Genomic DNA, 14,823 nt, shown 5'->3' with positions numbered 1-14,823 from the left:
TTCATGGCTAACATTCCTACGATTTCATTCGACGCCATCATCGTTGGTGGTGGTGGTGCCGGTATGCGCGCTGCGCTGCAGCTGGCTCAGGGTGGTCACAAGACTGCCGTGATCACCAAGGTCTTCCCGACCCGTTCGCACACTGTATCGGCCCAGGGTGGCATCACCTGCGCCATCGCTTCGGCCGACCCGAACGATGACTGGCGCTGGCACATGTACGATACCGTCAAGGGCTCCGACTACATCGGTGACCAGGACGCTATCGAATACATGTGTCAAGAAGGCCCGGCTGCGGTCTTCGAGCTGGATCACATGGGTCTGCCGTTCTCGCGTACCGAAACCGGCCGTATCTATCAGCGTCCGTTCGGTGGCCAGTCCAAGGACTACGGTAAAGGTGGCCAGGCCGCCCGTACCTGTGCCGCTTCCGACCGTACCGGTCACGCGCTGCTGCACACCCTGTACCAGGGCAACCTGAAAGCAGGCACCACCTTCCTGAACGAGTACTACGCCGTTGATCTGGTGAAGAACAAGGAAGGCGCTTTCGTCGGTGTGATTGCGATCTGCATCGAGACCGGCGAAACCATGTACATCAAAGCCAAGGCCACCGTATTGGCCACTGGCGGTGCAGGCCGTATCTACTCGTCCACCACCAACGCCCTGATCAACACCGGTGACGGTATCGGTATGGCGCTGCGTGCAGGCGTTCCGGTCCAGGACATCGAGATGTGGCAGTTCCACCCGACCGGCATCGCCGGCGCCGGTGTACTGGTTACCGAAGGTTGCCGTGGTGAAGGCGGATACCTGATCAACAAGCACGGCGAGCGTTTCATGGAGCGTTACGCGCCTAACGCCAAAGACCTTGCCGGTCGTGACGTTGTGGCCCGTTCCATGGTTAAAGAGATCATCGCCGGTAACGGCTGTGGCCCTAACGGCGACCACGTGATGCTCAAGCTCGACCATCTGGGTGAAGAAGTTCTGCACAGCCGCCTGCCAGGTATCTGTGAGCTGTCCAAGACCTTCGCTCACGTTGATCCGGTTGTTGCTCCGGTTCCTGTTGTTCCAACCTGCCACTACATGATGGGCGGCGTTGCCACCAACATTCATGGTCAGGCAATGACTCAGGACGCCGATGGCGTTGACCAGATCATCCCGGGTCTGTTCGCAGTAGGTGAAGTGGCGTGCGTATCGGTTCACGGTGCCAACCGTCTGGGCGGCAACTCGCTGCTCGACCTGGTTGTCTTCGGCCGTGCTGCTGGCCTGCACCTGGAAAAAGCGCTGTCCGACGGTATCGAATACCTCGACGCCAGCGACACCGATATCGATGTTGCCCTGAGCCGTCTGAACAAGCTCAACGAGCGCAACACCGGTGAAGACGTGGCTACCCTGCGTCGCGAGCTGCAAAGCTGCATGCAGAACTACTTCGGTGTATTCCGTACTGGCGAATACATGCAGAAGGGTATCGAGCAGCTGGCGCAACTGCGTGAGCGTATCGCCAACGTCAAGATCAACGACAAGTCCCAAGCCTTCAACACCGCGCGTATCGAAGCGCTGGAGCTGCAGAACCTGCTGGAAGTCGCTGAAGCCACTGCAATCGCTGCAGAAGTACGTAAAGAGTCCCGCGGTGCCCACGCCCGTGAAGACTTCGAAGACCGTGACGACGAAAACTGGCTGTGCCACACCCTGTACTTCCCGGGCGAAAAACGGGTTGCCAAGCGCGCCGTCAACTTCGCGCCGAAAACCGTACCGGCGTTCGAGCCAAAAGTCCGGACTTACTAAGGGGTGGTCGCTATGTTGCAAGTCGAAGTCTATCGTTACAACCCCGATACCGACTCTGCGCCGAAGATGCAGACGTTCCAGGTCGATACCGGTGGCAAAGACCTGATGGTGCTGGATGTGTTGGCACTGATCAAAGAACAGGATGAAGGTTTCTCGTATCGTCGTTCTTGCCGCGAAGGTGTTTGCGGCTCCGACGGCATGAACATCAACGGCAAGAACGGCCTGGCCTGCATCACGCCGCTGTCGGCAGTGGTCAAGCGTAACAAGCTGATCATCCGTCCGCTGCCTGGATTGCCGGTCATTCGTGACCTGGTCGTTGATATGAGCATCTTCTACAAGCAGTACGAGAAGGTGAAGCCATTCCTGCAGAACGACACGCCGGCTCCGGCCATCGAGCGTCTGCAGTCGCCGGAAGAGCGTGAGAAGCTGGACGGTCTGTACGAGTGCATCCTGTGCGCTTGCTGCTCGACCTCCTGCCCATCGTTCTGGTGGAACCCTGACAAGTTCCTCGGTCCAGCTGCACTGCTGCAGGCCTATCGTTTCCTGGCCGACAGCCGTGACACCAAGACCCAGGAACGTCTGGCTTCGCTGGACGACCCGTTCAGCGTATTCCGCTGCCGCGGGATCATGAACTGCGTAAACGTTTGCCCTAAAGGTCTGAACCCGACCAAGGCAATCGGCCACGTACGTAACATGTTGCTGCAGAGCGGTGTCTGATTTTTAAAGTGTTGTACCCGTAGCACGCCGAGGTGCGGGCCCTTGCCCGCACCAAGGTGAAACCCGAGCGAGGGCTCAAAAAGCCCGAGCTTTTACCTATGAAGATATGAGACCAGCAGGGGCTTCCGGGCTGGTACCCGGAAAATCTGTGGGATCCTTGGTGGCTTGGTTCGGTCGCTGCATTGGGACTTTTCCAGGCTTGCTATGGCTCTCGCCGATCCGTCCCCTAACCGAGGGTGACCAAGCATGCAAGAAAGCGTGATGCAGCGCATGTGGGAAAGCGCCCACCTTTCAGGTGGTAACGCTGCATATGTGGAAGAGCTCTACGAGCTCTACCTGCACGACCCTAACGCTGTGCCAGAAGAGTGGCGCACTTACTTCCAGAAGTTGCCCGCCGAAGGCAGCACCGCTACCGATGTATCGCACTCTACAATCCGCGACCATTTCGTACTGCTGGCAAAGAACCAGCGCCGCGCCCAACCGGTTTCCGCCGGGAGCGTGAGCAGTGAACACGAGAAGAAGCAGGTTGAAGTTCTGCGACTGATCCAGGCCTACCGTATGCGCGGCCACCAAGCCGCCAAGCTCGACCCCCTGGGGTTGTGGCAGCGCCCTGCGCCAGTAGACCTGTCGATCAATCACTACGGCTTGACCAATGCCGATCTTGATACGACCTTCCGTGCCGGCGACCTGTTCATCGGCAAAGAGGAAGCGAGCCTACGCGAAATTTTCGACGCTTTGCAGCAGACATATTGCCGCACCATTGGCGCCGAATTTACCCACATCGTCGATTCCGAGCAGCGCAGCTGGTTCCAGCAGCGTCTGGAGAGCGTTCGTGGCCGCCCGGCTTTCTCTGCGGATGTCCAGAGCCACCTGCTCGAGCGCGTAACCGCAGCAGAAGGTCTGGAAAAGTACCTGGGTACCAAATACCCGGGCACCAAGCGTTTCGGCCTGGAAGGCGGCGAAAGCCTGATTCCGATGCTGGACGAGCTGATTCAGCGCTCCGGTTCCTACGGTACCAAGGAAGTTGTCATCGGCATGGCCCACCGTGGCCGTCTGAACGTACTGGTCAACACCTTTGGCAAGAACCCGCGCGAGCTGTTCGACGAGTTCGAAGGCAAGAAGAAGGTCGAGCTGGGTTCCGGTGACGTTAAATACCACCAGGGCTTCTCGTCCAACGTGATGACCGCCGGCGGTGAAGTTCACCTGGCCATGGCGTTCAACCCTTCGCACCTGGAGATCGTCTCGCCAGTGGTTGAAGGTTCGGTACGTGCCCGTCAGGACCGTCGCAACGACACCGTTGGCGACAAGGTACTGCCGATTTCCATCCACGGTGACGCTGCATTCGCAGGTCAGGGCGTGGTCATGGAAACCTTCCAGATGTCGCAGACCCGCGGTTTCAAGACCGGCGGTACCGTGCACATCGTGATCAACAACCAGGTTGGTTTCACCATCAGCAACCCGCTGGACTCGCGTTCCACCGAGTACGCTACAGACGTCGCCAAAATGATTCAGGCGCCGATCCTGCACGTCAACGGTGATGACCCAGAGGCGGTGCTGTTCGTGACCCAGCTGGCTGTTGACTACCGCATGCAGTTCAAGCGTGACGTGGTCATCGACCTGGTCTGCTACCGTCGTCGCGGCCACAACGAGGCCGACGAGCCGAACGGCACCCAGCCGCTGATGTACCAGCAGATCGCCAAGCAGCGCACCACCCGCGAGCTGTACGCTGACGCCCTGACCAAGTCGGGCAGCCTTGATGCTGCACGCGTCCAGGCCAAGGTCGACGAGTACCGCAACGCGCTGGACAACGGTCTGCATGTAGTAAAGAGCCTGGTCAAAGAGCCGAACAAAGAGCTGTTCGTCGACTGGCGTCCGTATCTGGGCCACGCCTGGACCGCGCGTCACGACACTCGCTTCGATCTGAAGACCCTGCAGGAGCTGTCGGCCAAGTTGCTGGAGCTGCCGGAAGGCTTCGTGGTTCAGCGTCAGGTTTCGAAGATCTACGAAGATCGCCAGAAGATGCAGGCCGGTGGCTTGCCGATCAACTGGGGCTACGCCGAAACCATGGCTTACGCCACCCTGGCATTCGAAGGTCACCCGATTCGCATGACGGGTCAGGATATCGGTCGCGGCACCTTCTCTCACCGCCATGCGGTGTTGCACAACCAGAAGGACGCCAGCACCTACATTCCGCTGCAGAACCTCTACAAAGGCCAGCCACGTTTCGACCTGTTCGATTCGTTCCTGTCCGAAGAAGCGGTCCTGGCCTTCGAATACGGCTACTCCACCACCACGCCAAACGCGCTGGTGATCTGGGAAGCCCAGTTCGGCGACTTCGCCAACGGCGCCCAGGTGGTTGTCGACCAGTTCATCACCAGCGGCGAGCACAAGTGGGGCCGTCTGTGTGGTCTGACCATGCTGCTGCCTCATGGTTATGAAGGGCAGGGGCCTGAGCACTCTTCGGCACGTCTGGAGCGTTACCTGCAGCTGTGCGCCGAGCACAACGTCCAGGTATGCGTACCGACCACGCCGGCTCAGATCTACCACCTGCTGCGTCGTCAGGTCATCCGTCCGCTGCGCAAGCCGCTGATCGTACTGACTCCAAAGTCGCTGCTGCGCCACAAGCTGGCCATCTCGACCCTGGAAGATCTGGCCGAAGGCTCGTTCCAGACTGTGATCCCGGAAATCGATACCCTCGATCCGAAAAAGGTCACTCGCCTGGTCCTGTGCTCGGGCAAGGTCTACTACGATCTGCTGGAAAAACGCCGTGCCGAAGGCCGCGAAGACATCGCCATCGTGCGTATCGAGCAGCTGTATCCATTCCCTGAGGACGATCTGGTCGAGATCCTCGCGCCGTACACCAATCTCAAGGATGTGGTGTGGTGCCAGGAAGAGCCGATGAACCAGGGCGCCTGGTACAGCAGCCAGCACCACATGCGTCGTATCCTCACCCGCCACAATAAAGAGCTGGTCCTGGAATACGCCGGTCGTGATGCTTCGGCAGCACCTGCTTGTGGTTACGCATCGATGCACGCCGAGCAGCAGGAAAAACTGCTGCAAGATGCCTTCACCGTTTAATGCCATCGCGCACTAGAAACCGAATTTAAGGAACCACTGATAATGGCTATCGAGATCAAAGCCCCTACTTTCCCGGAATCGGTTGCCGATGGCACCGTTGCCACCTGGCACAAGCAACCGGGCGAAGCGGTCAAGCGTGACGAACTGATCGTCGACATCGAGACTGACAAGGTTGTCCTGGAAGTACTGGCTACCGCTGACGGCGTACTGGGCGCTATCGTCAAGGGCGAGGGCGAAACCGTTCTCTCCGACGAAGTCCTGGGCTCGATCGAAGAAGGTGGCGTTGCTGCCGCTGCACCTGCCGCTGCCGCCGCTCCGGCTACCGCTGCTGCACCTGCCGCTGCTGCCGGCGACGAAGACGCCATCGGCGCTCCGGCTGCTCGCAAGCTGGCCGAAGAGAACGGCATCGCGCTGAACAGCATCAAGGGCACCGGCAAAGACGGTCGCATCACCAAGGAAGACGTTGTAGCTGCCATCGAAGCGAAGAAATCCGCTCCGGCTGCCGCTCCAGCTGCCAAGCCTGCCGCTGCCGCTGCTGCGCCGATCGTTGCTACTGGCGATCGCACCGAGAAGCGTGTACCGATGACTCGCGTACGTGCCACCGTTGCCAAGCGTCTGGTCGAAGCGCAGTCGAACATGGCCATGCTGACCACCTTCAACGAAGTCGACATGACCGAAGTCATGGCCCTGCGTTCGAAGTACAAGGATCTGTTCGAGAAGACCCACAACGGCGTTCGCCTGGGCTTCATGTCGTTCTTCGTCAAGGCCGCCACCGAAGCGCTGAAACGCTTCCCGGCTGTCAACGCCTCGATCGACGGTTCCGACATCGTCTACCACGGTTACGCGGACATCGGCGTTGCCGTTTCCAGCGACCGTGGCCTGGTGGTGCCGGTTCTGCGTAACGCCGAGCTGATGAGCCTGGCTGAGATCGAAAACGGCATCGCTACCTTCGGCAAGAAGGCACGTGACGGCAAACTGTCGATCGACGAAATGACCGGCGGTACCTTCACCATCACCAACGGTGGTACCTTCGGCTCGATGATGTCGACCCCGATCGTCAACCCGCCACAGGCTGCTATCCTGGGCATGCACAACATCATCCAGCGTCCAATGGCCGTCAACGGTCAGGTCGTTATCCGTCCGATGATGTACCTGGCACTGTCCTACGATCACCGCCTGATCGACGGTAAAGAAGCCGTGACCTTCCTGGTGACCATCAAGAACCTGCTGGAAGACCCGGCTCGTCTGCTGCTGGACATCTAAAAAAACAGCTGCAAGCCGCAAGCGCCATGCTTTCCCCGGAAGCCGGTCGTCTTGCTGCTTGCAGCTTGTGGCTTGAAGCTAAAAGGAATCTTTTATGACCCAGAAATTCGACGTGGTAGTGATTGGCGCAGGTCCTGGCGGCTACGTAGCTGCAATCAAGGCCGCGCAACTCGGTCTGAGCACTGCCTGTATCGAGAAGTACACTGACGGCGAAGGCAAACTGGCCCTCGGCGGTACCTGCCTGAACGTGGGTTGCATTCCGTCCAAGGCGCTGCTGGACAGCTCCTGGAAGTACAAGGAAGCCAAAGAGAGCTTCAACGTCCACGGTATCTCCACCGGCGAAGTCAAAATGGACGTCGCCGCGATGGTTGGCCGCAAGGCTGGCATCGTCAAGAACCTGACCGGCGGCGTTGCCACCCTGTTCAAGGCCAACGGCGTTACTTCGATCCAGGGCCACGGCAAACTGCTGGCTGGCAAGAAAGTTGAAGTCACCAAGGCTGACGGCACCACCGAAATCATCGAAGCCGAAAACGTGATCCTGGCTTCCGGCTCGCGTCCGATCGACATTCCACCGGCTCCGGTCGACCAGAATGTCATCGTCGACTCCACCGGCGCCCTGGAATTCCAAACTGTACCTAAGCGCCTGGGCGTTATCGGTGCTGGCGTTATCGGTCTGGAACTGGGTTCGGTCTGGGCTCGCCTGGGCGCAGAAGTTACCGTTCTGGAAGCCCTCGACACCTTCCTGATGGCTGCTGACACCGCCGTCTCCAAGGAAGCCCTGAAGACCCTGACCAAGCAAGGTCTGGACATCAAGCTGGGCGCTCGCGTGACCGGCTCCAAGGTCAACGGCGCTGAAGTCGAAGTGACCTACACCGATGCCAACGGCGAACAGAAAATCACCTTCGACAAGCTGATCGTTGCGGTCGGCCGTCGTCCAGTGACCACTGATCTGCTGGCTGCCGACAGCGGCGTGACCATCGACGAGCGTGGTTTTGTATTCGTCGACGATCATTGCGCAACCAGCGTACCGGGCGTTTACGCCATCGGTGACGTGGTTCGTGGCATGATGCTGGCGCACAAAGCCTCGGAAGAGGGCATCATGGTTGTCGAGCGCATCAAGGGCCACAAAGCCCAGATGAACTACGACCTGATCCCGTCGGTTATCTACACTCACCCGGAAATCGCGTGGGTCGGTAAAACCGAACAAACCTTGAAGGCTGAAGGCGTTGAGGTTAACGTGGGCACCTTCCCGTTCGCGGCCAGCGGCCGTGCGATGGCTGCCAACGACACCGGTGGTTTCGTCAAGGTCATCGCCGATGCCAAGACCGACCGCGTTCTGGGTGTACACGTGATTGGCCCATCGGCTGCCGAACTGGTGCAGCAGGGTGCAATCGCAATGGAATTCGGCACCAGCGCCGAAGACCTGGGCATGATGGTTTTCTCCCATCCGACCCTGTCCGAAGCGCTGCATGAAGCCGCGCTGGCTGTGAATGGCGGTGCCATTCACGTAGCCAACCGTAAGAAGCGTTAAACAATAAGAAACCACGGCGGGTGGCCCGTCGTGAGTCTTGCGTGCATGACTCACCGCGGAAAGTCCGCCGGACTCGAACTCCCGGAGCATACCGGGGGCAAGTGGTCACAGGTGGCGCGGCACTCGTAAAGAGGCAGCGCCGAAGCGCAGTACCTAACGAAGACGGTAAAAAGCATGAATCTTCACGAGTATCAGGGTAAGCAGCTGTTCGCTGAATACGGCCTGCCAGTTTCCAAGGGTTTCGCAGTCGACACCCCTGAAGCTGCCGCAGAAGCCTGCGAAAAGATCGGTGGCACCGAGTGGGTTGTCAAAGCCCAGGTTCACGCCGGTGGTCGCGGTAAAGCGGGCGGCGTCAAGCTGGTTCGCAGCAAAGAAGACGCCAAGGCGTTCGCTGCGCAGTGGTTGGGCAAGCGTCTGGTGACTTACCAGACTGATGCCAACGGTCAGCCAGTGACCAAGATCCTGGTCGAATCCTGCACTGACATCGCCAAAGAGCTGTACCTGGGCGCTGTAGTCGACCGTTCGAGCCGTCGTATCGTGTTCATGGCTTCCACCGAAGGTGGCGTGGACATCGAGAAAGTCGCTCACGACACTCCTGAGAAGATCATCAAGGCTACTATCGATCCTCTGGTTGGCGCTCAGCCATTCCAAGGTCGTGAACTGGCGTTCCAGCTGGGTCTGGAAGGCAAGCAAGTTGCACAGTTCGCCAAGATTTTCGTCGGCCTGGCCAAGCTGTTCAAAGAACACGACCTGGCCCTGCTGGAAGTAAACCCGCTGGTCATCAAGGCTGACGGCGACCTGCACTGCCTCGATGCGAAAATCAACATCGACGCTAACGCCATGTACCGTCAGCCTAAGCTGAAAACCTTCCACGACCCGTCGCAAGACGACCCTCGTGAAGCCCACGCTGCCAGCTTCGAGCTGAACTACGTGGCTCTGGAAGGCAACATCGGCTGCATGGTCAACGGTGCTGGCCTGGCCATGGGCACCATGGACATCGTCAACCTGCACGGCGGCAAGCCAGCCAACTTCCTCGACGTAGGTGGTGGTGCTACCAAAGAGCGCGTTACCGAAGCCTTCAAGATCATTCTGTCCGACAGCAATGTTGCGGCCGTTCTGGTCAACATCTTCGGCGGCATCGTTCGTTGCGACATGATTGCCGAAGGCATCATCGGTGCAGTGAAAGAAGTCGGCGTGAAAGTGCCGGTTGTTGTTCGCCTGGAAGGTAACAACGCTGAACTGGGTGCTAAAGTACTGGCAGAAAGCGGTTTGAACATCATTGCGGCAACCAGCCTGACCGACGCTGCTCAACAAGTTGTCAAAGCTGCGGAGGGCAAGTAATGAGCGTCCTGATCAATAAAGACACCAAAGTCATCTGCCAGGGCTTCACCGGCTCGCAAGGTACTTTCCATTCCGAACAAGCCATCGCCTACGGCACCAAGATGGTTGGCGGCGTGACTCCGGGCAAGGGCGGCACCACTCACCTGGGCCTGCCTGTGTTCAACACCGTTAAAGAAGCCGTTGCGGCTACCGGTGCTGACGCTTCGGTCATCTACGTTCCGGCTCCTTTCTGCAAAGACTCGATCCTGGAAGCGGCTTTCGGCGGCATCAAGCTGATCGTCTGCATCACCGAAGGCATTCCTACCCTGGACATGCTGGATGCCAAGGTCAAGTGCGACGAGCTGGGTGTGACCCTGATCGGCCCTAACTGCCCAGGCGTCATCACTCCGGGCGAGTGCAAGATCGGCATCATGCCAGGTCACATCCACTTGCCAGGCAAGGTCGGTATCGTTTCGCGTTCCGGCACCCTGACCTACGAAGCGGTCAAGCAGACCACTGACGCCGGTTTCGGTCAGTCCACCTGCGTTGGTATCGGTGGTGACCCGATCCCAGGCTCGAACTTCATCGACATCCTGAAGCTGTTCCAGGAAGACCCGAAGACCGAAGCGATCGTCATGATCGGTGAGATCGGCGGTTCGGCTGAAGAAGAAGCGGCTGCCTACATCAAGGCCAACGTGACCAAGCCTGTGGTTTCCTACATCGCTGGTGTTACCGCTCCTGCGGGCAAGCGTATGGGCCACGCCGGCGCAATCATCTCCGGCGGCAAAGGCACTGCAGACGAGAAATTCGCTGCGCTGCAAGACGCTGGTGTGAAAACCGTGCGTTCGCTGGCAGACATCGGCAAGGCCCTGGCCGAGCTGACTGGCTGGGAAGTGAAGAAGTAATCACTGCCCGCTAAGCAAAGAGGCCACCTTCGGGTGGCCTTTTTGTTTCTGTTTCCCCGGTGGGAGCGGGCTTGCCCCGCGATGCGATTTGACTGACACACCGCAATCGCGGGGCAAGCCCGCTTCCACCGGGGGTGTTACCAAGTGACACCCGAATTGCTGTCATCCAGGCGACAAACAGATGCGCTCATCGGACACCTTGTCTGGCACCGGTGCGCTGTTGGTGCAACTTGGTTACACTGTGCGCACTTTCGTGTCGGTGCCCCAAAAGGGCACGGGCATGCTTTAAAGGGCTTGTCTCATCCGGACGGGCTACATATTTCCCTCACCCAAGGGGAAATCCCTCTCTAAATCCCGATTTCAGAAGTGTGGTATTTCCTTAATGAAAGTGTTGAAAGGCCAGGACATCCTGGCGCTTGGTTTTATGACGTTCGCGTTGTTCGTCGGTGCGGGCAATATCATCTTCCCTCCGATCGTCGGTCTGCAGTCCGGTCCGCATGTGTGGATGGCGGCCTTGGGCTTTCTGATCACCGCAGTTGGCCTGCCGGTCATCACGGTTATCGCCCTGGCCAAAGTTGGCGGTGGCATGGACGCGCTGAGCAGCCCTATCGGTAAGATTGCCGGTGGTTTGCTTGCGGCTGTCTGCTACCTGTCGGTCGGCCCGCTGTTCGCCACCCCGCGTACCGCTACGGTGTCGTTTGAGGTAGGCCTGGCGCCGCTGACCGGCGAAAGCCCGACGGCGCTGTTCATCTACAGTCTGGTGTACTTCCTGGTAGTGCTGGCCGTGTCCATGTACCCGGGCAAGTTGCTCGATACCGTAGGCCGCTTCCTGGCGCCGCTGAAGATCATCGCCCTGGCCGCTCTGGGCATTGCCGCATTCATGCTGCCGGCCGGCACCAGCGGTGACGCACTGCCAGCCTATGAGGCATCGGCGTTCTCCCAGGGCTTTATCAATGGTTACCTGACCATGGATACCCTCGGCGCGCTGGTGTTCGGTATCGTTATCGTCAATGCCATTCGTTCCCGTGGCGTCGAGTCGCCGAGGCTGATTACCCGTTACGCCATCATCGCCGGCCTGATCGCCGGTGTCGGCCTGGCGCTGGTGTATATCAGCCTGTTCCGTCTGGGCGCGAGCAGCCATGAAATTGCTGCCGGCGCTACCAACGGTGCGGCGGTTCTGCATGCTTATGTGCAGCACACCTTTGGCTCCCTGGGCAGCGGATTCCTTGCTGTGCTGATCGCGCTGGCTTGTCTGGTTACCGCCGTGGGCCTGACGTGCGCCTGTGCCGAGTACTTCAGCCAGGTTTTGCCATTGTCCTACCGCGCCCTGGTGGTGATCCTGTGCGGCTTCTCGCTGCTGATCTCCAACCTGGGCCTGACCAAGCTGATCATGTTCTCGATTCCGGTGCTGACCGCTATCTATCCGCCATGCATCGTGGTGGTGGGTCTGAGCTTCTGCAAAGAGCTTTGGAACTCCCAGGTACGCATCCTGGCCCCGGTGATGCTGGTATCGCTGCTGTTTGGCATGGTTGACGCCATCAAGGGCACCACCCTGGCGCACCTGCTGCCAGATGCCCTGGCCCACCTGCCACTGAGCGATCAGGGCCTGGCCTGGCTGGTGCCTTCGGTGGCGACCCTGGCGGTAGCAGTAGTTTGTGACCGTATGCTGGGCAAGCCGCGCGAAGCGCTGGCCTGAGAATAAGCCGCATGCCTGACGTCGGCCACAAGCCATAGCACGTCGGGCAGGGCAGATTCCGAGCCCCGTATCCACAAGGATGCGGGGCTTTTTGTTTGTACGGCGGTAGGAGCGGGCTTGCCCCGCGACAGCAATCACTCGCTTACATCGTATCGTGGGGCAAGCCCGCTCTTACCGAACGTGTCTTTTTCTGCGGCCAAGCGTCGAAAGCCGGTCAGTGCGCTTTACTGTGCACGAACCTCTTTACCGGGACCTTGCATGAGCTTTATTCAAAGTAATCTCAATCATCTGCTGGCGGCTTGCTGGTTCGTGGTCTGCTGGGGCGGCTATACCCGCTATGCCACCTGGAAGGGCCGTGATACTGCGTGCCTGGCCAGCGTGCTGCACCTGTACCGCGAAGACTGGATGCGCCGCATGCTGATGCGTGACAACCGTATCGCCGATGCCAGCGTGATCGCCAACCTGGAGCGTAACGCCTCGTTCTTTGCCTCCAGCACGTTGATCATCCTTGCCGGTATCCTCACCGTACTCGGTGCTTCGGATCGCGCTGTATCACTACTGGCGGACCTGCCGCTGGTCCAGCAGGCAACCCAGGGCATGTCGGAAATCAAACTGCTGTGCCTGGCCACGGTGTTTGTCTATGCCTTTTTCACCTTCAGCTGGTGCATGCGTCAGTACAACTTTGCCGCAGTGCTGGTGGGCTCGGCACCGATGATCGGTGAACGGCATGTCACTGAGATGGAGCGCAAGGCATTCGCCCAGCGTGCCGCCCGGGTCATCTCCATGGCTGCCAACCAGTTCAACTTCGGCTTGCGTTCTTATTATTTCGGCATGGCCATGCTCAGTTGGTTTATCAGCCCCTGGTTGTTCATGCTGATGAGTGCCGGGGTTGTCCTGGTACTGTACCGGCGTGAGTTTCACTCCGATGTGCTGGATGTGATGGTATATACCCCGACCGAAGCGCCGGTGGTGGATGCGAGTAAAGAAACCGCTGTTAACTGAATCGTTAAAGCGGAATTGGCCAAGTATAAAAAAACCCGACAAATGTCGGGTTTTTTTCGTTCCAGGGTGCTTGCTTACTTGGCAGGCTCGGCTGGAGCAACTGGAGCAGCTTCTTTAGCAGCTTCTTCAGCGGCTTTCTGTTGCGCTTCAGCACTGTCTTTGGCGGCTTCAGCGTTTTCTTTTGCGGCCTCGTTCACTTTATCCTGAGCTTCGTCCATCTTCTGCTGGGCGTTCTCGGTGTGTTGCGCAGCATCTTGAGCCTTGTCTTCGCTGGCTTTATCGCAAGCAGCGAGACCCAGAGCGGCGGCCAGCATTACGGCAAAAGCAAAAGGTTTACGCATGGGGTGTTTCTCCTTGGGGAAATAAGTTACTTGTTCCTTTGAGCTCAAGTAACGGACAGAAGTTCCGCCTACATTACAGATATATAAGTGTCAGATCTATATAGACTTTTTTCTAGGCTTGTGCATTGTCTTGATAACCACAAGGACCTTAATGATATGAGTGAGACTGCATTGATGGCCATGGCCGAGCGATTCCTCGGTGCCTTGCGTCATTGCCAGATATTACAGATGCGAGTACAGCACGCCGATGCACAGGGCATGACCCTGTTGCTGCCGTATTCGACGAAGATCGTCGGTAATCCCCAGACCGGCGCCATTCACGGAGGTGCCTTGACCACCCTGATGGACACCACCTGCGGCATGGCCACACTCTGTGCGCTGTCTGAGTTCGAAGTCTGTCCGACCCTCGATCTGCGCATCGACTACATGCACCCGGCCAAAGCCGGACTGGACATCTACGGCCACGCCCACTGCTACCGGGTGACCCGCGATGTGATCTTTACCCGCGGCATGGCCTATCAGGACGATCCCGAGCAGCCGATTGCCCAGGTGGTCGGCACCTTCATGCGCTTGGGCAAAGGCGTGAAGGGCGGGCTGAACTTTGGCAATGCGCTGAAGGGGAGTGCGCAATGATTCCTCCTCATGTGCATCAGCAATTGCGTGAGGCTCACGCACAAGGAAACTACCAGCCGCTATTGCAGCTGATCCCGTATGCGGGATTGATCGGTATCCAGTGCAGCCGTCAGGGCGACGATTTGCTGTTTTGTTTGCCGGCTAACAAGGACAACATCGGCAATCCGTTGCTGCCCGCCATCCATGGCGGTGTGATTGCCGGTTTCATGGAGCTGTCGGCGGCACTGTACCTGCTGATTTTCACCGAGAGCGCGACGATTCCGAAGATCATCGATTTTTCCATCGATTACCTGCGCGCCGGACATTTTCGCGACACCTACGCCCGCTGCCAGCTCTGGCGCCAGGGGCGGCGGGTGACCAACGTTGCGATCAACGCCTGGCAGGGCAACCAGGATGAGCCGATTGCCACCGCGCGGGCGCATTTCAAGATCGAAGAAATCAATGCGCCCTTGAAATAGTTTCTCGCGCCCCCATCTGCATGACATCCCGCCGTGAAAGCAGGCCCGGGCCGTAGTGCCCGCCTGCCGAGCGACAACTGCCATCAGATTGGAGTGTTGAAGA

12 protein-coding genes are annotated in these 14,823 nt (G+C 58.7%); 11 read left to right on the top strand and 1 reads right to left on the bottom strand.

Annotated features, from left to right (window positions below; genetic code table 11):
* Positions 1-3: 3 nt before the first annotated feature.
* The 9 genes from sdhA (at position 4) to PSAKL28_RS18100 (ending at position 13,288) form a co-directional block, all read left to right on the top strand.
* Positions 4-1,776 (top strand): succinate dehydrogenase flavoprotein subunit, encoded by a 1,773-nt coding sequence (gene sdhA, locus PSAKL28_RS18140; RefSeq protein ID WP_038613120.1) that lies wholly within the window; start codon positions 4-6, stop codon positions 1,774-1,776.
* Positions 1,777-1,788: 12 nt separating this feature from the next.
* Positions 1,789-2,493, top strand: a complete 705-nt coding sequence (locus PSAKL28_RS18135; protein ID WP_038613118.1) for a succinate dehydrogenase iron-sulfur subunit — start codon at positions 1,789-1,791, stop codon at positions 2,491-2,493.
* A 246-nt stretch (positions 2,494-2,739) separates the two neighbouring features.
* Positions 2,740-5,571 (top strand): 2-oxoglutarate dehydrogenase E1 component, encoded by a 2,832-nt coding sequence (locus PSAKL28_RS18130; protein WP_038613116.1) that lies wholly within the window; start codon positions 2,740-2,742, stop codon positions 5,569-5,571.
* Positions 5,572-5,613: 42 nt separating this feature from the next.
* Entirely contained in the window at positions 5,614-6,834 is a 1,221-nt protein-coding gene (gene odhB, locus PSAKL28_RS18125; RefSeq protein WP_038613114.1) for a 2-oxoglutarate dehydrogenase complex dihydrolipoyllysine-residue succinyltransferase, read from the top strand.
* Between the two features lie 94 nt (positions 6,835-6,928).
* Positions 6,929-8,365 carry a dihydrolipoyl dehydrogenase gene (gene lpdA / locus PSAKL28_RS18120; RefSeq protein ID WP_038613112.1) on the top strand — a complete coding sequence of 479 codons (1,437 nt, stop codon included), beginning with the start codon at positions 6,929-6,931 and terminating at the stop codon, positions 8,363-8,365.
* A gap of 174 nt (positions 8,366-8,539) precedes the next feature.
* Positions 8,540-9,706, top strand: coding sequence for an ADP-forming succinate--CoA ligase subunit beta (gene sucC / locus PSAKL28_RS18115; protein ID WP_038613110.1), 1,167 nt, complete (start codon positions 8,540-8,542; stop codon positions 9,704-9,706).
* Positions 9,706-10,590 carry a succinate--CoA ligase subunit alpha gene (sucD, locus tag PSAKL28_RS18110; RefSeq protein ID WP_038613108.1) on the top strand — a complete coding sequence of 295 codons (885 nt, stop codon included), beginning with the start codon at positions 9,706-9,708 and terminating at the stop codon, positions 10,588-10,590. The genes sucC and sucD overlap by 1 nt, the downstream gene beginning before the upstream one ends.
* Before the next feature lie 382 nt (positions 10,591-10,972).
* Positions 10,973-12,286, top strand: a complete 1,314-nt coding sequence (gene brnQ / locus PSAKL28_RS18105; protein ID WP_038613105.1) for a branched-chain amino acid transport system II carrier protein — start codon at positions 10,973-10,975, stop codon at positions 12,284-12,286.
* A gap of 258 nt (positions 12,287-12,544) precedes the next feature.
* A complete protein-coding gene (locus PSAKL28_RS18100; RefSeq protein WP_038613103.1) occupies positions 12,545-13,288 on the top strand; it encodes a DUF599 domain-containing protein in 744 nt (247 codons plus the stop codon).
* Positions 13,289-13,362: 74 nt separating this feature from the next.
* Here the strand turns inward: PSAKL28_RS18100 and PSAKL28_RS18095 are convergent, their stop codons facing one another.
* Positions 13,363-13,629 carry a hypothetical protein gene (locus tag PSAKL28_RS18095; RefSeq protein WP_038613101.1) on the bottom strand — a complete coding sequence of 89 codons (267 nt, stop codon included), beginning with the start codon at positions 13,627-13,629 and terminating at the stop codon, positions 13,363-13,365.
* Positions 13,630-13,785: 156 nt separating this feature from the next.
* Here PSAKL28_RS18095 and PSAKL28_RS18090 point away from each other — a divergent pair, with 156 nt between their 5' ends.
* A complete protein-coding gene (locus PSAKL28_RS18090) occupies positions 13,786-14,262 on the top strand; it encodes a PaaI family thioesterase (RefSeq protein ID WP_038613099.1) in 477 nt (158 codons plus the stop codon).
* Positions 14,259-14,720, top strand: coding sequence for a PaaI family thioesterase (locus PSAKL28_RS18085; protein WP_038613097.1), 462 nt, complete (start codon positions 14,259-14,261; stop codon positions 14,718-14,720). Before PSAKL28_RS18090 ends, PSAKL28_RS18085 begins: the two co-directional genes overlap by 4 nt.
* Positions 14,721-14,823 lie beyond the last annotated feature (103 nt).

The sequence above is a fragment of the Pseudomonas alkylphenolica genome (assembly GCF_000746525.1).
Lineage (GTDB): Bacteria > Pseudomonadota > Gammaproteobacteria > Pseudomonadales > Pseudomonadaceae > Aquipseudomonas > Aquipseudomonas alkylphenolica.
This window is presented reverse-complemented; position numbering and strand designations above follow the sequence as displayed.